Source organism: Larkinella insperata (assembly GCF_026248825.1).
Taxonomy (GTDB): Bacteria; Bacteroidota; Bacteroidia; order Cytophagales; family Spirosomataceae; genus Larkinella; species Larkinella insperata.
The window spans coordinates 2865577-2886695 of record NZ_CP110973.1; the positions used below are offsets into that span (position 1 = coordinate 2865577).

The 21119-nt window shown below is 51.5% G+C and carries 16 protein-coding genes; 11 read left to right on the forward strand and 5 right to left on the reverse strand.

Annotated elements, in window-relative coordinates; translation table 11 throughout:
- The first annotated feature begins 131 nt into the window (after nucleotides 1-131).
- Nucleotides 132-734: a 3-keto-disaccharide hydrolase gene (locus tag OQ371_RS11625; protein WP_265993936.1), complete on the forward strand. Its 603-nt coding sequence runs from the start codon at nucleotides 132-134 to the stop codon at nucleotides 732-734.
- A gap of 318 nt (nucleotides 735-1052) precedes the next feature.
- Here OQ371_RS11625 and OQ371_RS11630 read toward each other — a convergent pair whose 3' ends face one another.
- Both OQ371_RS11630 and OQ371_RS11635 read right to left on the reverse strand, forming a co-directional pair.
- A complete protein-coding gene (locus OQ371_RS11630; RefSeq protein ID WP_265993937.1) occupies nucleotides 1053-2615 on the reverse strand; it encodes a SusD/RagB family nutrient-binding outer membrane lipoprotein in 1563 nt (520 codons plus the stop codon).
- A gap of 18 nt (nucleotides 2616-2633) precedes the next feature.
- Complete coding sequence (locus tag OQ371_RS11635) at nucleotides 2634-6122, reverse strand: SusC/RagA family TonB-linked outer membrane protein (RefSeq protein ID WP_265993938.1); 3489 nt, start codon at nucleotides 6120-6122, stop codon at nucleotides 2634-2636.
- Nucleotides 6123-6832: 710 nt separating this feature from the next.
- On the opposite strand from OQ371_RS11635, the gene OQ371_RS11640 reads away from it, so the two are divergent.
- The 9 genes from OQ371_RS11640 to OQ371_RS11680 all read left to right on the forward strand — a co-directional run bounded on the left by OQ371_RS11640 (nucleotide 6833) and on the right by OQ371_RS11680 (nucleotide 16552).
- Nucleotides 6833-7477, forward strand: coding sequence for a hypothetical protein (locus OQ371_RS11640; RefSeq protein ID WP_265993939.1), 645 nt, complete (start codon nucleotides 6833-6835; stop codon nucleotides 7475-7477).
- Between the two features lie 18 nt (nucleotides 7478-7495).
- On the forward strand, nucleotides 7496-8623 hold the full coding sequence (locus tag OQ371_RS11645) for a sensor histidine kinase (RefSeq protein WP_265993940.1): 1128 nt from the start codon (nucleotides 7496-7498) through the stop codon (nucleotides 8621-8623).
- Entirely contained in the window at nucleotides 8620-8886 is a 267-nt protein-coding gene (locus OQ371_RS11650) for a hypothetical protein (RefSeq protein WP_265993941.1), read from the forward strand. The genes OQ371_RS11645 and OQ371_RS11650 overlap by 4 nt, the downstream gene beginning before the upstream one ends.
- 3 nt (nucleotides 8887-8889) lie before the next feature.
- Entirely contained in the window at nucleotides 8890-9657 is a 768-nt protein-coding gene (locus OQ371_RS11655) for a LytR/AlgR family response regulator transcription factor (protein ID WP_265993942.1), read from the forward strand.
- Nucleotides 9658-9880: 223 nt separating this feature from the next.
- Nucleotides 9881-10621, forward strand: a complete 741-nt coding sequence (gene uppS, locus OQ371_RS11660) for an undecaprenyl pyrophosphate synthase (protein WP_265993943.1) — start codon at nucleotides 9881-9883, stop codon at nucleotides 10619-10621.
- A gap of 3 nt (nucleotides 10622-10624) precedes the next feature.
- Nucleotides 10625-13264, forward strand: coding sequence for an outer membrane protein assembly factor BamA (gene bamA / locus OQ371_RS11665; RefSeq protein WP_265993944.1), 2640 nt, complete (start codon nucleotides 10625-10627; stop codon nucleotides 13262-13264).
- 116 nt (nucleotides 13265-13380) lie between these two features.
- Nucleotides 13381-14031 carry an OmpH/Skp family outer membrane protein gene (locus tag OQ371_RS11670; protein WP_265993945.1) on the forward strand — a complete coding sequence of 217 codons (651 nt, stop codon included), beginning with the start codon at nucleotides 13381-13383 and terminating at the stop codon, nucleotides 14029-14031.
- Between the two features lie 10 nt (nucleotides 14032-14041).
- Complete coding sequence (locus tag OQ371_RS11675; RefSeq protein ID WP_265993946.1) at nucleotides 14042-14689, forward strand: OmpH/Skp family outer membrane protein; 648 nt, start codon at nucleotides 14042-14044, stop codon at nucleotides 14687-14689.
- A gap of 228 nt (nucleotides 14690-14917) precedes the next feature.
- On the forward strand, nucleotides 14918-16552 hold the full coding sequence (locus OQ371_RS11680; RefSeq protein WP_265993947.1) for a hypothetical protein: 1635 nt from the start codon (nucleotides 14918-14920) through the stop codon (nucleotides 16550-16552).
- Nucleotides 16553-16659: 107 nt separating this feature from the next.
- On the opposite strand, the gene OQ371_RS11685 is transcribed toward OQ371_RS11680, so the two are convergent.
- Entirely contained in the window at nucleotides 16660-17421 is a 762-nt protein-coding gene (locus OQ371_RS11685; RefSeq protein WP_265993948.1) for a lipoprotein signal peptidase, read from the reverse strand.
- A 90-nt stretch (nucleotides 17422-17511) separates the two neighbouring features.
- The gene (locus OQ371_RS11690) at nucleotides 17512-18723 is read right to left on the reverse strand and encodes a proline dehydrogenase family protein (RefSeq protein WP_265993949.1); all 1212 of its coding nucleotides are present in this window, start codon (nucleotides 18721-18723) and stop codon (nucleotides 17512-17514) included.
- Nucleotides 18724-18968: 245 nt separating this feature from the next.
- Between OQ371_RS11690 and OQ371_RS11695 the strand changes: the two genes are divergently transcribed.
- Nucleotides 18969-20072: a chorismate mutase gene (locus OQ371_RS11695; RefSeq protein ID WP_265993950.1), complete on the forward strand. Its 1104-nt coding sequence runs from the start codon at nucleotides 18969-18971 to the stop codon at nucleotides 20070-20072.
- A 66-nt stretch (nucleotides 20073-20138) separates the two neighbouring features.
- Here the strand turns inward: OQ371_RS11695 and OQ371_RS11700 are convergent, their stop codons facing one another.
- Complete coding sequence (locus OQ371_RS11700; RefSeq protein ID WP_265993951.1) at nucleotides 20139-21116, reverse strand: DUF4249 domain-containing protein; 978 nt, start codon at nucleotides 21114-21116, stop codon at nucleotides 20139-20141.
- Nucleotides 21117-21119 lie beyond the last annotated feature (3 nt).

A 21119-nucleotide genomic window follows, 5' to 3' on the forward strand; every position in this document is an offset into this window, starting at 1 on the left:
CGTTTCGGCTTGTTATCTTTATGCCGTACTGCAAAACGAATCCGGTCCGGCGTTTATTAAACGAAAAAATCGGTTAAACGGCTTTGCAAAACTATCAAAACCTTTCTTAAACTTACTTGATTACTAACCCCATGAAACAAAAATTGCTGGTATTGGTTCTCCTGGCTTCGGTGGCCGTCGGCTTTATGGCCCCCACGAAAAAAGTCCGTCTGTTCAACGGCAAAGACCTGACAGGCTGGAAAGTTTACGGCACTGAAAAATGGTACGTCGACAACGGAGAGCTGGTTTGCGAAAGTGGCCCGGACAAAGGGTACGGTTATCTGGCAACTGAAAAGCATTACAAAAACTTTGACCTGTCCGTGGAGTTCAAGCAGGAAGCCAACGGCAACAGTGGCGTTTTTATCCGCTCAACGGTAGAAGGAACGAAAGTAAGCGGCTGGCAGGTTGAAGTAGCCCCCCCCAACCACGATACCGGCGGTATTTATGAATCCTACGGCCGGGGCTGGCTGATCCAGATTCCGGACGAAAAAGAGAACATCCTGAAACCCGGCGAGTGGAACAAACTGCGCATCCGGGCCGAAGGTGATCGGGTCCAAACCTGGCTCAACGGTCAGCAAATGGTGGACCTGAAAGACGAGAAAATTGGCAAAGGCGAAGGCGGAGTCGCGCTGCAAATCCACGACGGAGGTGGCATCAAAGTTCGCTGGAAAAACCTGGAGCTGAAAACGCTGTAAGGAAACTCTCTACAAATCCATAAAACCACTGGTCGGCCCGAAAACCGACCAGTGGTTTTTTTATACCCTTTACCCTCCCAAGCCCCGACAGAGCTTGATTGCAGATAACCCCGTACGCAGTGCGGGGCAGCCCGGGCCGGCGGTGGTATGAACCGTCAAGCAAGAGCGTATGAAAGCCCCAGGGCCAAGCCCTGTCGGGCTTGGAGATACTGAAAAGGCAATCCTGCGATCGTCTGAAAACAAAAAAAGCACCAGGGATGCCCCAGTGCTTTTCCGCTATTCAATTGTCCCCGGAACACACCGGTATATCGTTAATTCTTATTTATCCCACCACACAACGCTGGAGAGTGTGTTGGTGCCTCCCTGGCGGGTGCGGGCTTCGATAAAGTTGTCGCGGTTATAAGTTTCTTCCGAATCCGGAATTACAAACCGGGTCGGGATCTTGCCGCCGGTCAGGTTACCCGGATAGTTGGTTGGCGTCAGCACCGGATAACCCGTCCGGCGCCAGTTGGCGAAGATTTCGTATTCGTCTTCCAGGAACAGCGACACCCATTTCTGGGTACCGATCTGCTCAAGTTGCTCCGCTACACTGCCCGTGGCTTTGTAGGGATTAGCCGCCAGATAGGCATTCATTCGGGCTTCGGAAATAACGCCCCCCGTTCCGAACAGCGACCATTGGCGCATACCGGCTTTGACGGCGTTGGCGTAGGCCGTGGCCGCGGTTGTTCCGCTGGCCCAGCCACGAACGGCGGCTTCGGCCAGCAACAGGTTCATTTCGGCATTGCCCAGAACGATCAACGGTGCGCTGTACCGCAGCAGGGTGCTGGGGTTGGGTTCCGAAAACGAGTTGAAGTTGCCGGGCAGGCTGTTGTAGGCGGCATTGGGCATCCCCATCTGTAACGCCGTGGTCGTGTCAGCGGTATAGGTTCTGTTATCGGTGGTGGTCCAGACGATGGAGAACACATTTAAACGCGGATCTCTGGTCGCTTTCAGGTAGTCGATAAACGTTTTGGCGAACTTGCCACCTTCCACGTTGTCGCCACCGGGCGTGATGTAGTCCGTGCTCAGCAAACCGTTGGCGATGAAGTTCCGGCTGGCGGTCTGCGAACCATCGACGTAGGCAATGACGGCGCGATCAGCATCTTCAAGAATGACACCGCCCGCGATGGCCTTTTCGACCCAGGTTTTCGACAGGGCGGGCTCCACCTGCGTTAGCCGCATACCCAACCGAAGCATCAGCGAGTAAGCAAACTTCTTCCATTTGGTAACGTCGCCACCGTACATCAGATCGGCGTTGCCGAAGGTTCCTTTGGTGGCATCGAAAGCCGCAATTGACTCCTCGAGTTCTTTCAACAGATCGGCGTAAATGGCCTGCTGCGTATCGTATTTGGGGCCGTAGTTTTTGTCGGAAAGCGCTTTTCCGGCGTCGAAATAAGGGATGTCACCGTACAGGTCGGTCAGGCGGTGGAAAATGTAGGCTTTCCAGATGCGGGCGGCTGACAGCTTATTTACGTCGGCCGGGTTGGTCGAAACCGCATCAATCACCTGGCGGATGGAAACAACCGCACCCTGCCCGGCCGCCGTTCCGGCGTAGGCACTCCAGCTACCCTGCGAATAGCCGAAGTTGAAGTATTTATCACCCGCTGCCGGAACCTCCTTGTAGGTCGCAAAGTGCTGCATGGATTGGCCGATGGTCAGGTAGGCCGCTCCCGTAAAGTTGGTGCTCACGCCGTCCAGCAGCGCCCGGGTAAACAGGTATTCGGGGACAACCTGAGAGTATTTGTTCGGGTCAACGTTCATTTCCTCAAAGCCATTGTCGCACGAGGACAAGAGCAGGAACAACGGAGCCGCACAGAGTATTTTATGAAAGAAACGCTTCATCGTCAGAATGTTAGTAAATTAGAATTTCACCATCAAGTTTACCCCAAGGCTGCGGGTTCTGGGCACGCCAAATGCTTCCAGACCCTGGGCGTTGGTGCTGGTGTAACCTGATTCGGGATCGAAGTACTGGTTCTTTTTATCCTTGTAAAGAATGGCCAGGTTACGAGCGACGAAGGAAATCGACGCGCCCTGCAGTTTCAGGAACGACAGCTTGCTGACGGGCAGGTTGTAGCTCAGTACTACCTGGCGCAGTTTCACGAAGTCGTTGTTGAACATGAACATCTCGGTGTAGTTCTTGTCGTTGTCGTAGTAGGTATCAACTTCTTCTTTCTTCCAGGTTTTGGTGAACGGATTGCCTTCCGGCGTTACGCCCGTCACGGTGACGCCCGTTTCGCGGCCCGGCAGGGTTTCCTGGGGCAGACCGAAGCGGTAGGCGTACTGGTACAGGTTCGAGTAAACGATGCTACCGAATTTGCCGTCGATCAGGAAGTTCAACGAGAAGTTTTTGTACCGGAAGTTGTTGGTGATCCCCATCGTCAGCGGAGGAGTACCCTGTCCGATTTCTTCCAGGTCACCGCGTACGGCGTAGCCGCTGGCCGTGTTGAAGACCACATTGCCGTTGGCGTCGGTTTTCTTACGATAGCCCCAAACCGTACCGTACGGCCGGCCGAGTACGTTCCGCACCAGACCGCCCCCAACGCCAGAACCGACGTCGATACCGGTCAGACCTTCGGCCAGTTGCTCGATTTTGCTCCGGTTGTAGGCCATGTTGTAGCTTACATCCCAGCTAAAACCGCTTTTTGTGATGGGTGTTCCGGTCAGCAGCAGCTCAATTCCTTTGTTGCTCAGCTCACCCACGTTCAGCAGGGCCGAGGTATAACCCGAAGAAACCGCAATGTTGGTCGTAACGATGTCGTTGGTGGTTCTCCGGTCGTAGAACGTCAGGTCGATGCCCAATCGGTTGTTCAGGAATTTGGCTTCAATACCGGCTTCGGAAGTGGTTGAAGTCAACGGTTTCAGATCCGGGTTGGGTACCTGCGAAGAAGAAAGGCCCTGTACCGGACGGCCATTGTGACCACCCTGCTGCATCGAGTAATACTGGTAAATCTGGTAAGCGTTGACGGTTGCACCACCCACCTGCGCCCAGGACGCCCGCAATTTGGCGAAACTAATGGCCCTTGGCAATTGGAAGGCATCCGACAGAATCAGCGAACCACCGATAGACGGGTAGAAAATGCTGTTGCTCTTCGGATTCAGCACCGAAAACCAATCCTGACGGCCCGACAGCGTCAGGTACGCTACGTTTTTGTAACCAAAGTCAACCGAACCAAACACCGAGTTGATGGCGCTCTTCATGTACGTCGGAGTGGTGGTCGACGTCGCCAGGTTGGTGTAGCTGTAGAAGTACGGCACCGTAAATTCGCTACCGATAATGGCGGTCTGGTCGTAGATGGCGCGTTGTGCGTTGGCACCCAGCAACGCTGAAAAGCTCAGGTTGTCGTTCAGGAAATTCGTGTTGTAGTTCAGCGTCAGCATCCCGTTGGTTTCCGAAGAAGTCACCTTGCGGGCGTCGTACGTACCTAGGGGCTGGTAGGCGTTGTTGGTCGGCTGCACATATTCCGACTGGAAGCTGTAGTAATCCTGGCTCACACTACCTTTGATGTAGAGGTTATCCAGAATGTCGTACCGGACGCTTCCCTGGCTGATGAACCGGTGTTTGGTATCGTCGTTTTTAAACTTGTTGATCACAAAATACGGGTTTGGAGCCGCCGGAACCGGGTTCCATTCCAATTCCTTGCCCGTGGCAGCGTCATAACCCGGCGACAGCGTCCGGATATCTACCGTGTTGGCGATCAGATACGTCGCCCAGTGAGGGTTCATATCGGCATACCCCACTTTCGGACGGTTTGTGCCTTCTTCCAGGTTGTACTGGAATACGGTTTCGATGCTCAGTTTCTTGCCCAGGAATGCATTCAGGTTCAGGTTGGCAATCTTACGGTTGAACGACGAATTCGGTACGATGCTGTTCGATTGCGTGTTGTTCAGACCCAGCCGGAAGTTGACCGATTCGTTACCGCCCGTGAAAGCAATAGAGTTGATGTAGTTGGTACCGGTCCGGTAAAAGTTCTTCAGATTATCTTTCTGGGGCGAGTAGGGGTGCTGTTGACCGTCCACCTGCGTATACGGCTGGCCGTCCATGCGGGCGCCGTACGAAAGCCGTCCCGTACTCTTGGCTTCCGTCAGGGTGGTCGGTTTTCTACCATCTACGCCCTGACCATACTCATACTGCCAGTTCGGAATGACGGCGATGTCTTCAAACGTCGTGTTGCTGTTCACTTCGACCCCGATGCCTTTCTGGCCCCGGCCTTTTTTGGTCGTAATCAGGATAACCCCGTTGGAGGCCCGCGCTCCGTAAAGAGCCGCAGCCGGCCCCCCCTTCAACACGCTGATCGACTCGATGTCGTCGGGGTTAATCCCGCCAATCCCGTCACCGCGGTCGACGTTCATCCCGTTGCCATCGGCAGCCGTACCACCCCCCGGAATGCTGTTGTCCATCGGCATCCCGTTGATAACGTACAGCGGCTGGTTGTTCCCGTTCAACGAACCGTTTCCCCGGATAATCACCCGGCTCGAACCACCCGGCCCGGTCGCCATACCGGTTGCGTTCACCCCGGCAATTTTACCGGTCAGGGCGTTGGCGACGTTGGTTTCGCGGGCCTGCGTAAATTCTGTTCCTTTCACTTCCGAAACCGAATACGCCAGGGCTTTTTTCTCCCGGGCAATCCCCAGAGCCGTGACCACCACTTCGTTCAGCGACTTGGCTTCGGGCGCCATTTGAACTGAAACGACGCTCTGGTTTCCCACCGTAACCTCCTGTGAGGTGTAACCCACGAAGCTGAAAATCAGGACGGCGGCTTCTACTTCGTTGTCCGGGATCACCAGGGTGTATTTCCCTTCCGCATCCGAAGACGTTCCGCGCTGGGTGCCTTTCACCAGGACGCTCACGCCGGGGAGTCCGGCGCCGGTTTCGTCTGTTACTTTACCCGTCACATTGCGTTTGGGCGCTTCTTTCAGGCTGCTCGGCAGGGTTGGCAGTTGGGCCTGTAAGCGCTTCAGGATGATTTTGTCCTGTACCACTTCGTAGGCAACTTTCTGGGGAGCCAGGATTTTTTCCAGTACTTCCGCCAGGGCTTCTTCCTGAAATTTGAAAGAGTATTTCTGGTTGCTGAAAATCTGGGGATTGTACATGAATTTGACTTTCGTCATGGTTTCAAGTTTCTCCAGGGCTTTTTCAACATCAACGTTGTTTAACCGTAAGGTGATCTTTTGTTCCAGAACGCGGGGACCACGCAGGTCATGAGCCAGCGCACTCAGGTTAAGCAGTAGAGATAGTAGGGCTGCATACAGAGCAGGGCGCGCCGTGTTCCGTAAAGCAGAATAAAATTGTCTGGGTTTAAACATAATGATGGTTTTGTCGAGTTTATTTTCGGCATAAAAGGTCCTCATCCATCCGCTGAACGGATGTAGCAAAGGGAGCGCAACGAGCGGGAGATCAGTGGAGCGACGGGATAAGCATACCGGCTTGCTGAAAGGTTAGTAATGAATGCTGTTCATAGGCGATGTAATTTTTCGTAGAATAGTTAGGTTGGTACAGAGCCACTACTAAGACTACGTCTTGCGTGTGTGCAATCGATTCGGGTTATGCTTCACACCGGTAGACCGTGTACTTTGGTCGGTGCAGGGAGCGGCAGTTTGGTCGTATTTTTCCGGAGACACCCAAACCTAGGCCCACTTAGGGTGCGGTGCAATAGAACATATTGCAGATTTGAAGTAAAGATGTAGCGACACCTATCCAATACTCCTTTTTCTGAAATTTTTTTTTGATAATTTTTAGAAAGCTGAAATAATATATTGCAATACTGGGGAAAGTTGATGGTGTGGATGAACAGAAACTTTTGAATAAGAAAGGGATTTGAAGGCGGATCGTCCGTGGTTTTCCGGGGTTTACTCCCAGGAATCCCTTCTTCGTCGGAAACCGTTCTTCTTTCTTTCAGGGGCCGGATAGCTTTGCGTCAGTGTTCCAGCAATCCGCTATGAAACAACCCGTATTGGTCTGCAGCTGGCCGGTTTGGCCGCCGGGTTTTTCCGAAAAGCTGTTCCTGAAACCTCTGAGCCAAGCAGTCAAATTTCTCATCCGTTTTAACCTTCTCAAAACCATGAAAAAGCTACTCGTTTCGCTGGTCTTGCTGCTGGCGGTTGTGTCCACTACCTCCGCGCAAAACGATAAATATACCAAGGCGATGGAAAGCGCCATTGCGCGGGTGAAATACACGGCGCCCACGCCGGAGTTACAGCAGGCAGCCGGGCAGTTTGAGCAGATCGCCAGCGCCGAAACCGCCGAATGGTTGTCCACCTATTGGGCTTCGTATACGTATATTTTGCTGGCCTTTAAAGAATCGGACGTTGCCCGGAAAGATGCGATGCTCGACAAAGCCGTCGATTTTTACAAGAAAGTGGCCCAGCAACAGCCCGATAACGACGAGACAATGGTGTTGGCCGCTCAACTGGCCGCGGCCCGGCTGTCGATTGATCCCGAAAACCGTTGGCAGCAGTATGTGCCAGAATTTGAAGAGGCCATCGCAAAAGCCAAGCAGAAAAATCCCGAAAATCCGCGGGTCTACGCGCTGCAGGGTCAGTCGCTGTTTTACACGCCCGAGCAATACGGGGGCGGGAAAGCCGTGGCCTGTCCGGTGCTGAAACAAGCCGCAGAAAAATTTGCTACCTTCAAACCCGCATCGACCATTCACCCCAGTTGGGGCCAGGATACCAATCAATACCTGCTCAACCAGTGCGGGCAGTAAAACCGGTTTTTCCAACGTATGAACATCATTCGTCAGATATCGCAACGAAGCTCCGTTGGTATTCTGCTCTCTGTGCTGGTCTGTATTATGGGTGTTTACGGCGGCAGTGCCATTATTTACTTTACCAATGAATTGCTGCTGGGAGGGGTAAATGTTGCTGCGCCGGCGTTGTTTGTGGTCGTCAATAACCTGTTTAATGCGCTGGTAGCCGTGTTGGTGAGTCAGCTGTTTCTCCGGGTTGGCGAACGGATTCCGCCGGTCTGGTTGCGGCACGTCCTGCTGACGGTCTCCATCATGGTGCTAGGTATGACAGAGAGTATCTTTTTATTTCGGGTGGTTGGCGGTCCGTCGGTGAGTCCTACGGAATTACCCAAGTGGGTTAATGTTTTTTACATTATTCCAGCTCCGCTGATCGGAAATCTGCTCTATTATTTTCAGCGCCAGGCCCGCAACGTAACGCGCAAAATTACCGAGCAGGAATACCAGTTGCTGCACCTGGAGCAGTTGAAGGCCCGGGCTGAGCTGGAAGCCCTACAGGCCAAGATCAACCCGCACTTCCTGTACAACGCCCTGAATTCCATTGCCAGTCTGGTGCACGATGACCCCGACCGGGCCGAACGCATGGTGTTGCTGTTATCGAAACTGTTTCGCTATACGACGGGTATGAAGAACCGGTATTTCAATACCGTTGCGGATGAGCTGGAGATGGTGCGCACCTACCTGGACGTGGAGCAGGTTCGCTTCGGCGACCGGCTGAGCTACCGCATCGATCTGGCCGACTCCGCTTTGAATGAGGTTCAGATTCCGCAGTTTCTCCTGCAGCCGCTGGTGGAGAACGCCATCAAACACGGTATTTCGAAAGTGGCCGGGCCGGGAGGCATTGTTCTCCGGATTGCGGAAGAAAACGGCTGGCTGACCGGGCGGATTCACGACAACGGGCCGGCTTTTCCGGAAGAACTGGTGGCCGGATACGGCCTGCAAAGCATTCAGGATAAGTTGAAACTGTTGTACGGCAACGACGCGCGTCTGCTGGTTGAAAATAAGCCGCTGAAAGAAGTGGTTGTTCAGATCAAGATAGACCGATTGAATGCCGCACCGGACGTTATGAGGACGGTTTCAGGCCAAACCAAACCCATTGCGCAATGAAAGCTGCAACCGAACGCCTGCTGATCCGTTGGTTTCACATCCTGGCCAGCGTTCCTATTCTGGGGTATATTTACGGACCGGTGGCCCAAATTCCCGCAGCCGCTGCGATGGTTAAAACCGTTATTCTGCCGCTGGTTGTCTTGTCGGGCTTCTGGCTCTGGAAAGGGCACGTGGTCAAAAAACGGATTGCTGCCCGCCCGCAGAAAAGCACCCCGGTGGGGCCGCGCAAACCCGGCCCTGGGCCGTTAAAACTGAAAGCCTGAACCATGCCTAGTCAATTGCCGCTTCGAACCTTGCTGGTGGACGATGAGCCGCTAGCCCTTAACCGGCTTCGCCGATTGCTGAAACCGTATGAAGCCACTTTCGAGATTGTGGGCGAAGCCGCCAACGGACTGGAGGGGCTCAAAGCCGTTGAATCGCTGGAACCCGATCTGGTTTTTCTGGACATCGAGATGCCGGGTCTGAACGGGTTTGAGATGCTGGCGAAACTGCCGTACCTGCCCATCGTGGTTTTTGCCACGGCCTACGATGCCTACGCCGTGCGGGCATTCGAGGAAAACTCTATTGACTACCTGCTCAAACCGATTGAACCCGAGCGGCTGGAGAAAACCGTTGAGCGCATCCGGAAGTCGCAGGCGGCACCGGCGGGGGCCAATCCGGATTTGCGGCACGTCCTGGAGTTGCTGAAGCCCAAAAAAGAACTGCATTCCATCTCCGTTAAAACCGGCGACCGAATCCTGCTGATTCCGCTGAGTAACATCGCTTACTTTGAAGCGGAAGACAAGTATGTTTTTCTGCATACGCTGGACGGACAGCAGTTTCTGACCAATCATACGATTACGACGCTGGAAGACAAACTGCCCGACACCTTCACCCGGATCAGCCGCTCGACGCTCCTCAATACCCGTCACATTCGGGAAATTCAGCGGCACTTCAACGGGAAATTTGTGGTGGTGATGCAGGATAAAAAGGCGACGCAGCTCTTGACCGGCAGCAGTTTTACGGATAATCTGAAAAATTTGATGGAGATCTAAGGGGAAACAGGGCGCTTGAACGGGATTTCTCCCTTTCTGGGTTTTCGTCTTTCTTCTCGTTTCCAATTCGTTCTTTCCCGATTTTCTTTTCCCGTTCTTCTTTTTATACCATTTTTTATTCTTTCAAAAAACCGTCCCTTTTAGTAACTTGCAACCTAATTTTCATCGGCCCACTTCGTCGGGCCGTCTTTATGTTAAAGTTTGTTAAAACGGATCTGGCTGAATGAAAGAACTCATTGACCTGAGCAATCTGCCGCGACATGTGGCCGTTATTATGGACGGAAACGGACGTTGGGCCAAAAAGCAGGGAGCTGCACGGGTGTTCGGCCATCGGAATGCAATCAAAGCCGTCAGGGAGGTGACCGAGGGATGTGCGGAGCTGGGCGTAAAATACCTGACGCTTTACACGTTCTCAACGGAAAACTGGAACCGTCCAAAACTGGAGATCGATGCACTGATGCATCTGCTGGTGCACACCATCCGGGCGGAGGTGCCAACACTGATGGAAAACAACGTTCGGCTGACGACCATCGGCAGCGTTGATACGTTGCCCGGTGACTGCCGTTCGGAGCTGACGGAAGCCATGCGCCTGACCGAAAACAATACCGGCCTGAACCTGATTCTGGCCCTGAGTTACAGCGGTAAATGGGATATTCTGGAGGCCACGAAAAAATTGGCCCGACAAGTGCAGGAAGGAACGCTGGCGCCCGACCAAATCGATAACGAGGTGTTTACCCGTGCACTGGCTACGGAGGGAATTGATGAGGTTGATTTAATGATTCGGACGGGTGGCGATCACCGCATCAGCAACTTTATGCTTTGGCAACTGGCTTATGCAGAACTTTATATTATGAATGACGTGTTGTGGCCCGATTTTCGTAAACCGCATTTGTGGGAAGCAATTCTAACCTATCAGAATCGCGAACGGCGTTTTGGCAAAATCAGTGAACAGCTTGTCAAATAATCTATGAAATCAACTCCTACCACGTTGGTATCTCTTAAACATAAAATTTTACTGGCGGCCGTCGGTTCGCTTATGCTGCTGGCTGGGTTGCCCGCGCAGGCACAAATTCGGCCCGGTTTTGGGGGCGGACGGATAACGACGAGCCCATCGACGGAAACGGCATCACCCATCAACCTGAACTATGCCGATCCAAAAGAGTATGAGATCGCCGGCTTGACCGTAACGGGTAATAAGTATCTGGATCCGAACTCGCTGCTGTCGTTGACGGGACTGAAAGTAGGGGATAAAATCCGGGTTCCGGGTGAAAGCATCAACAGCGCCATCAAACGGCTGATGGGGCAGGGCCTGCTGGAAGATGTTGAGATTCTGGCAACGAAAGTAGAAGGGGACCAGATTTCCCTTAACGTTTCCATTAAAGAGCAGCCCCGTCTTTACAAAGTAACGTTTGTTGGTATCAAGAAGTCGGAGCAGGACGCGCTGAAGGATAAAGTGAAGCTAAACCTGGGTCGTCTGATTTCCAACACGCTGATCAAAAACACGCAACTGAGCGTTAAAAAGTATTTCGTTGAGAAAGGCTTTCTGAACACGAAAGTTAAAATCATCTCGGTGCCGACCGACAGTACCCGCAACCAGGCCACCATGCGGGTGTCCATCGACAAGGGCAGCAAGGTGAAAATTAATAATATCGAGATTCGCGGGCGGGAGCTGGTGGAAGAGTCGAAGATTCGCCTGAAGATGAAAGGCACCAAGCAGATGCGCTTTGGCCGTTTGTTTACGCCTTCCAAGTTTGTGCCCAAGAAGTTCGAAGAAGATAAGCAAAAGGTAGTCGAGTATTATAATAAGGAAGGATACCGCGATGCCACCATCACGTTTGACTCGGTGTATGCCCACGATGGACGGACGGTAAACATCGTGATGAACATCGACGAAGGTCAGAAATATTACGTTCGTAACGTCAGCTGGGAGGGAAATTACCTGTATACGGACGAACAGTTGACGCAGGTCCTTGGCCTGAAAAAAGGTGATCTCTACAGTAAGGAAGACATCGAGAAAAGGAAGAACGGTATTCCGGGCAGTGACCTGAGCTCGGCGTACATGGACCGTGGTTACCTGTATTTCAATGCCGAAGACGTTATCAAAAGTGTCGAAGGTGATTCCCTCGACCTCGAATTCCGGATTTTTGAAGGCAAGCAGGCGACCATTAACCGGATCATTCTAAACGGAAATACCAAAACCAGCGACCACGTGGTGTTGCGGGAAATCCGGACCCTGCCTGGCCAGAAGTTCAGCAAAACCGACATCATCCGGACGCAGCGCGAGTTGGCCACGCTGGGTTACTTCGACCCCGAAAAAATCGGGATCAATCCCGTCCCCCAACCAGATGGAACCGTAGATATTGAGTATACCGTAGAAGAAAAACCGAGCGACCAGATCGAATTGTCGGGCGGTTGGGGTGGTTACGTCGGGTTTGTTGGTACGCTAGGTCTGGTTTTTAACAACTTCTCGGCGCGCAACATCACCAACATGAAAGCCTGGCGTCCCTTGCCCGCGGGCGACGGTCAGAAAGTGGCGCTGCGCTTTCAGGCCAACGGGCGGCAGTTCCAGACGTACTCGCTGACTTTTACCGAGCCGTGGTTAGGTGGGCGCAAGCCGAATGCGTTATCTGTTAGCTTATCGCGGACAATCTACCGGCTTTCAGATTACAGTCTGCTTTATTCAAATCCGACTGCTTACGGCAAGAACTTCTACGGTTCTTACGGAAACACCATGATTTCATTAGGATTGGGCAAGCGGTTGCGGTTCCCGGATGACTTCTTCCAATTGAGCAACTCGCTGACCTATCAGCGATATGAGCTGAATAACTACGATATTTTCCAGATTGGTCTGCGGGACGGAACGTCAAACAGTATTACGTTTAATACAACGCTGGCTCGGAACAGCATCGATAACCCGCAGTTCCCACGCTCGGGTTCGTCAATCTCGTTGCTGGCCACGCTGACTCCGCCTTATTCAGCGTTCTCTAACAAGACGACAAATACAAACGTTGATGTGAGAGATCGGTACAAGTGGGTTGAATACCATAAATGGATGTTCGATGCGAGCTGGTTTGCAACGGTTACGGGCAAGCTGGTCCTCAACGCGCGGGCGCACATGGGCTTCCTGGGCCGGTACAATTCCCGGACGGAGTTTAGCCCTTTTGAACGGTTTGTATTGGGTGGTTCGGGTCTGGCGGGAACGGGTCAGTTTGCGCTTGCCCAGGACATCATCGGTTTGCGGGGTTACAACGACCGGGATGTTTACACGGGCATCAACGGTATTTCGCCGACGCAGCAGGAACGAGCTCGGGGTGGTTTAGCGTTTAGTAAGTATATCATGGAGCTGCGTTATCCGGTATCTCTGAACCCGTCGGCGACGATTTTCGTGCTGGGCTTCCTGGAAGCCGGTAACAACTGGGGGAACTTCAAGAACTACAATCCGTTTGATCTGAAACGGTCGGCGGGATTTGGGGCGCGGATCTTTATGCCCGCCTTTGGTTTGATCGGGATTGACTACGGATACGGTTTTGACCGGATGCCGGGTTCCCCGACTCGTCCAGGACCGGGGGGGCAGTTCCACTTTACAATTGGTCAGCAGATCAGATAACAAACCGTTGGTCGCGACGTTATGAATAGATACAAAACAAGCAACAATTTGGCGGTAATTGCTTCATGCAGAATAAAATAATGTCGGAGCGTTTCGGTTTTGTCTCAAAAAATGTCATGATAAAAAGACTAATTTTTGTAACTTTGCTCTCCTTTTCGGCCTTCGGGTCGGTGCAGGCGCAGAAATTGGGGTATGTTGACTCGGAATTTATCACCAGCAAGATGCCCGCTTACCAGAAGGCGCTGACGGAGATTGACAGGTTCGCCGAAAAGTGGTCGAAGGATATTCAGGATAAGTATTCAGAGATCGACAAATTGCAAAAGACCTACCAGGCTGAGGAAATCCTGCTGACGGAAGACATGAAGCGGGAGCGGTTGCGAATCATCAGTGAGAAGGAGCGCGAGGCCCGGGAGTACAACAACAAGGTGTTTGGCTACGAAGGGTTGCTGTTTGAAAAGAAGAAAGAGTTGATGAAACCCGTAACCGAAACGGTGATGCGGGCCATTGACAAAGTGGCGGCTCAAAAACGGCTGGACATGGTGTTGGATAAGGCCAGCGAAGGCGTCGTGATGCTGTATACGAATCCAAAACATGATTATACGGATTATGTCATGGAAGAACTGGGGTTGACGGCTGACCCGAAAGCGAAAAATGCAACCGCTGCGGCCGAAACTCCCAGTACTACGAATTCTCCGGAGGAGAAATTAAACCCTGCGGGTAATTCCAAATCTAATGCAACAAGTAAACCATCAAAACAACCAAAATAATACGATTAGAATGAAAAACAAACTCATTGCACTGGCAGTAGCCCTGCTGTTAGGAGGAAGCCAGGTGTGGGCGCAGGCGCAACAACCGGCCACGACAGCGGCTCCGGTGGCATCTGTGAAGATCGGTTATACGAACATGGAATATATCCTGCAGAACATGCCGGAATTCAAGGATATTCAAAACCAGCTTACCATCCAACGGACGCAACTGGAGAAGAACTATGGTGATATGACCAAGGAGTTTCAAGACAAGCTGGGGGCTTACGAAAAAGGCCAGGCGCAGATGTCTGATGTAATCAAAGCAGATAAAGAGAAAGAACTGCAGGGGTTACAACAACGGATTCAAGAATTTCAGTCTAATTCATCAGCCCAGTTGCAGAACAAATACAACCAGCTGGTGAATCCGGTAATGCAGAAAATCCAGACGAACATCGACGCCGTAGCGAAAGAAAGCGGTTTCAACTTCGTTTTTAACCTGGATGCCGGTTCGGGTACCATTCCGGTCCTGTTGTACGCTCCGGAAGAAAATGACGTTACCAACTTGGTATTCAAGAAAATGGGTGTAGCGATTCCGGCAAAGCAACCGGCGGCTCAAACTACACAACAGCCCACAAACACGAATGCTGCCAAGCCAGCTACGACTCCGAAGAAAAATTAAGAAACGGATAGACGAACAGAGAGCCGCTCATGCTTGAGCGGCTTTTTGTCTTTTTACGGGTTATGACCTCATTTGTACCTTTCATAAGTCGTAAACTTTTTCTGATTTAAATACAATTTTAGATCATATTATAACAAGTTAGATTAATAAAATGACCTCTTTAGGGCTTACATAAAATCTATCTAGTATTTTTGCGTTACACTTAGAAACCATCAGTAACGATTCCTCATGTTGTACAAAATAGGGAGTATAGTTGCTATATTTATACTATTTGCCAGACTGAGTAGCTTTGCGCAAGACAGCAAGCCTCTTCAAATAATCCTACCAAACCAGGCTGATCGACAGAATACCACCTGGAATTCGGTGGCGGAAGGCCAGACGGTCGAGTTTACGCTAAAGGCGACAGGCGGCAAATCCGATACGCTGACGTATGCCATCAAACAAGGGCAAATGGAAGGCATGACGTTGGATTCATTGGGCCATTTCCGGTGGACCCCCGGCTTTGATATTGCCGATCGAATCAACACTACCAAATCCATTCCGGTTATTTTTGAGATTCGCAATAGCCACGGAGAAACAGCAACCCAATCGGTAGATTTTAAAGTACAGCACGTCAATCGGGCGCCCATCGTGGGTGATTTACGACCTTTCTACGTTCGGAATAAAACACAGAACGTCTACAAAATCGACGCGTCGGCTATTCGCGATGAAGACAATGATCCGCTGGTGTTTATTCCCCTGCCGGACCAGATGCCGGAAGGCGCCAAGATGACCGCGCAGGGAGAGATAACCTGGCATCCTTCTCTGAATCAGTTCAATCAGCTCAAGCACAATAAGGGGCACTATATAGAATTTTATGTGGAAGATCAGCCCGCTAAATCTCGTACGAAAGGCCGGTTAAAGCTGGAAGTTACGCAGATGGATATACCCCCCGAGATTACGATGGTTCCCGACGAATCGCGGATTCGAATCAAGGAAAACGCAACGGTAAACCTGAAGTTTTACCTAGCTGATCCTAACGGCGACGACGACATCAAGACGTTTGATTTTCTATCAAGTAGCCAGGATGTACCCAAAGGAGCATTGCGGAAAAATACGGAAACCAATTATGAGTTTATCTGGACTCCGGGCTACAACTTTGTAAAGGACCCCTACGATTCACTGTCGTTCCAGATTGTGTTCTTCGTACTTGATCAGGGACAGAACCGGGCCGAGCGTAAAATCAATTTCACGGTATACAACGCCGAAAATGAGGATGAAAAAGACCGTTACTTTTACGCGCAATACCGCCAGTCGCTGGTAACGGCCTGGAACCTGCTGACGCAATTGGGCGAGAAGGAAGAAGAATTAAAGAAAAGTTACCGGAAAGCGAAAACCGGAAAGCGAAACCGATCGGTAGCCAACGCCGGATTGGGGGCAGTGACCGGCGTCACTCCGGCCATTGTAGCCAATAACCAGAACACCAAAGTGCAAACCAACATGCGGTACGTATCGGCGGTGGGAGGAACGGCCGTTCTGACGATGGGAACGCTCGAAGCCACCGAAGTTATTGGAAAATCGATGAAAGATCTGCTCGACCGTTTCAATTACGTTATGAGCAAGAAAAGCGAGTTGCAAAACAAAGGTGATGTGTTTGCGCGTGAGTTTGCTTTGAAGGCTACCCGGCGAAATCCGGATTTTGTCAAGAAGCTTGACGACTTCCGGGCGGCAATGAGTCTTTCAGGTCTGGTAGCTTTGGAACTGGACGCTGCCTGGCAGAGCAAGACGGAGGCAACGGATAAAGCCCTCAAGCGTATGTTCAAGGATTTTTCACCTATGGAAGAGGAGCAAACCAGCAACCGTTTACCAATAAACCGTCAATAACCGAAACTGATAGGTCTCGGTAGAATCTGACTAGTTTTCAAAACCATAAGAAAGCCCTGCCAGCGATTTGCTGGCAGGGCTTTTTGTTAAGTTGTATGACGTGAAAATCAGTGAATACGTTCATCGTCTGCCGCGTGGCGTTGCGGATTGGTTGGCGGATCGTCAGTTGGTACGGGATCGGAGTCTTTCTCGGAATTCACTGCGGTTGTACCCTCAAACTCATCGGCGGGCAGAACAGAAGCGTTCTCCGGCGACGGATCATCGGGTAGTAAGCCTTCCTCTTCCTGCTGATCGTGGAAAAACCGACGCTGGAAAAACAGAATGATACAAACGCCAACAAAGATGCAGGAGTCGGCAATGTTGAAGATTGGTGTGGAATAATACTGACCACCCCAAACCGGTACCCAGTCAGGCAAAAAACCTTCCCAGATATCAACAAAAATCATATCGATAACCTGACCATGAAACCAGGGCGTTGTGGAGCCGTAAGGAGCATTATCCAGAAAAACGCCGTAAAAAGTGCTGTCAATGACGTTGCCGACTGCTCCGGCCAGAATCATGGCCATAGCCCAGAGCAAGCCGTTGGGAGCACCCCGATGAGCCAGATGAACCAGATACCAGCCAATACCGCCCATGGCAACCAGACGAAATAAACTGAGCAGTAATTTGCCGTATTCGTGGCCTAACTGCATACCGAAAGCCATGCCCGGATTCAACACGTAGTGTAACTTAAACCAGTCGCCGACCAACCGGATCTGACCAGCAAATCCGGGTTCCATATTGAAATGCACCAGCAATTTAACCGCCTGATCCAGCGCGATCAAGAACAGACTCAACACAAAGAACTTCAGCGGACTTTTCTTTACCATGATTTATAACGTAAATCACCCGGTTGGTCAGACTTGATAGCAGCCAGCCGGGTGAAGGTTTTCGGAGTAAAACTCCTAAGATCGGCGAATCTACTTATTTTGGCAGTTTTTCCGGCGTTTCAACTCCTTTTTCACCAGGAGGAACTCGCGGCTGCTCTGGCCAGCAATCGATTTGTTTTCGGCGGCCCGGCGGAACAGGTAAGGCATAACGGCTTCCACCGGCCCATACGGAACATACTTAGCTACGTTATAACCGGCATTGGCCAGGTTATAGGAGATGTTATCGCTCATACCCAGCAACTGGGCAAACCAGATGTGCGGATCATTGGGCGCAATCCGTAATTCCTGCATGTGGCTGATGCAATACTGACAACTGTATTCGTTGTGCGTACCCAGGCAAATCGATACAATATCCCGGTTGGTCATGCAGAAATCAACGGCTTCGTTAAAGTCGCGGTCAGTTTCTTCCTTGGTATGATGAATCGGATCCAGGTACTCACCTTCGTGGGCCCGGATGCGTTCTTTCTCGATGTAAGCTCCCCGAACTAGTTTGGCACCCAGCAAATAGCTTTTGCTGCGGGCCGTCTGAATGCTTTTCTTGAGGTTGTCTAGACTATCGGACCGGTACAACTGGTAGGTATTGTAAACAATACACTGCTGGTGGTTGTAGCGATCCATCATGTCGTAAGCGAGCTTGTCGATGGTGTCCTGAATCCAGCTTTCTTCCGCATCAATAAAGATTCGGATGTTGCGTTCGCTGGCCCGGCGACAAAGCGTATCAACCCGCTGCTGAACCCGGTCGTAAGCGTCCTGTTCTTCAAGGGTCAGGGAGTCGCCCGACTGTACTTTTTCCAATAGTTCGGTCGAAGCAACGCCGGTAACTTTGAAAACGCAGAACGGAATATCATTGGACTCGCTAGCCCGTTCGATGGTCCGCAGAATTTCCAGCACGGTTTCGTTGTAGGATGTTTCATTGCCTTCTCCTTCAACGGAATAATCCAAAATGGTGCCAACGTGACCGCTGTGCAGTTTTTGGATTGTTTTTTCGCAATCACGGATGGTCTCTCCCCCACAAAACTGCTCGAAAATGGTACTCTTTATGAGTTTTTTTACGGGAAGTTTGAGGTTCAATGCCAGTTTGATAAAAAAAGTGCCTAAATTTACCAGCCAACCCCGGTTCATCAACGCAAATAACCAATACGTTTTGAGGAGTTTCGCGTTGGACTGGGAAGAAAAGGCAATCGACGTGTCTTCAAACGATACGGACTTGGATGTAGTAGCCCGTTGAATGACCGTTGGCATAGAAGATGGACTTCGGTTTGACATAATCACTGTCTGATGCACCAACTTGAGGTCCGAAAGTTAAAATTTGTTTTCGGTAATCCTAACACTGATTTGTAAACTTGTTTTAACCTCGTTTTGTTGTCAGCGCAAAAGGGATGTAAAGTTAACGGAAAAACGGTTGTATCTACAGTTAGTATACTAAAAAAATTTAATAAAAGTTTCCGATAGAGTAATAGAAGTAATCACAAGCATAGAGTACCAGTATGAAGCCAAGTTTAGAAGTCCTGCCGCTCAATAGCTGGGTAGAGACGAACGGAAAACCGCTCATCATTTCAGGCCCATGCAGCGCCGAAACCGAAGAGCAATTAGTGGAAACGGCCCGCCAATTGAGCCAGTTGGGCGCCGTTCATGTCATCCGGGCTGGCGTATGGAAACCCCGTACGCGCCCAGGCAGCTTTGAAGGCATGGGAAAAGCGGCTCTGCCGTGGATTCAGCGCGCCAAAGCCGAAACGGGGCTGCCGTTTGCGGTGGAAGTAGCGACTCCCGAGCACATCGAACTGGCATTGAAATACGGAGTTGACATTCTGTGGGTAGGAGCCCGCACGACGGTAAACCCGTTTAATGTACAGGAGATTGCCGACGCACTGCGCGGAGTTGACGTACCGGTTCTGGTGAAAAACCCGGTTAATCCGGATCTGGCCCTTTGGATCGGCGCGTTCGAGCGGATCGCGGGTGCTGGCATCACGAAGCTGGGAGCCATCCACCGCGGTTTTTCAACGGGCGAGGCTTCTAAATACCGTAACGTACCGCTGTGGCAAATGGCCATCGAACTGAAATCGACGTTCCCGAACCTGCCCATCATTGGCGACCCGAGCCACATGGCCGGCAAGCGGGCATATTTGCAGGAACTGGCGCAGATGCAGATGGACCTCAACTACGACGGTCTGATCGTGGAATCACACATCGATCCGGACAACGCCTGGAGTGATGCGGCTCAGCAACTGACTCCGGCGGCTTTCGGCGAAATGCTGGAACACCTGCACATCCGGAAGGCCGATTCGCAAAACCTGGAATTCCAGAACGCCCTAGAGCAGATTCGTAATAAAATTGACAACGTTGACCGGCAACTGGTAGAAACACTGGCCGCCCGGATGGCGTTGGTCGAGAAACTGGCCGAATACAAGCGGGATAACAACGTGACCGTCTTCCAACCCGAACGTTGGAAGGAAGTGCACGAAACCCGGGCTAAACAAGGCAAGAAAATGGGCCTCTATCCGGAATTGGTGGAAGAAATCTTTAAAATCATCCACATGGAATCCATCCGGAAGCAAACGGAAGTAATGAACAGCAACGAGCAAAGCGCGTAATTGCTGAAATCCACTGTGTGAAAAGAGGAAAGATGTCGTCAGGATGTCTTTCCTCTTTTTTTGTCCTTACTTCAGCGTAGCCGTCAGGGCTGAACGGTTGTAGGCGCCAAAACAACCCAGCCCGCCCTGGATGTTGGTTGAAATCAGGACCGGCTCGGCAAAGGGATTTTCATCAACATCCCCCTGCTGCTGGAGCGTGCGGTGGTAGTCATAATAATTTTTGTCGACGTGCAGCAGCATGAGGTTGATCGTAACCGGACGTTGGGAAATGGGAGCATTTCCGCCGTAATTTGCTTTGGTTACGCTATCCAGATAGGAATAGTTCAGATAGTCCGGTATTGTGCCTTTGGGTGACGTAATGGACTGACCCTCCTGATTGAGATCTGAAACGTACTGGGTTCGGTTATCAAAGTAGACGACCGATTGCATAGGCACGTACCTTCGAATGGTATCGCTGGTGGTTTGGCCGGGCCTATACAACGGAAGTGTAATCCATTGCATGGATGAAACTTCGCCCGCTACCCGGTAATAATTGGCTTGATTGGCTGGATCTGGCCAGCTCATCCGGGAGGTATATACCCAGCGTAACGGACCTCCCGACCAGGATCGCTCCTGCGTTGAATCCAAGTGAACGGAAGAAACCGGCACCGGTTCCGGGACCGTACAGGAAGCCGACACCGACTCGTTACCCAACTCGACACGCAGCTGATAGGTCTTACCGGCTTCAATCGGAAACGCGCGCGCGGGAGCGGTGTAAGCCAACATTTTCTGATCGAACCGGAGTTCAATCGACCGGCTTCCTTCCGACAGAATTACCTTCACGTTCCCAATCACAACGGGGTTGGTAGGGCTAGCGCCCAAAACCGTCCGGGACCGGCCAACCGTGGCCAGCAGCAGCGTATCCTGCGGAGAAAGGTAACATTGTACCACTATTTTGCCATCCACTTTGGGCAAACGATTCGGATCGACGTCGTTAATCAGGCTATCGCAAGCGGTCATTAATCCCAGCAGACCGGCAAAAAGTACCCATAAAGAAAACCGCATAAG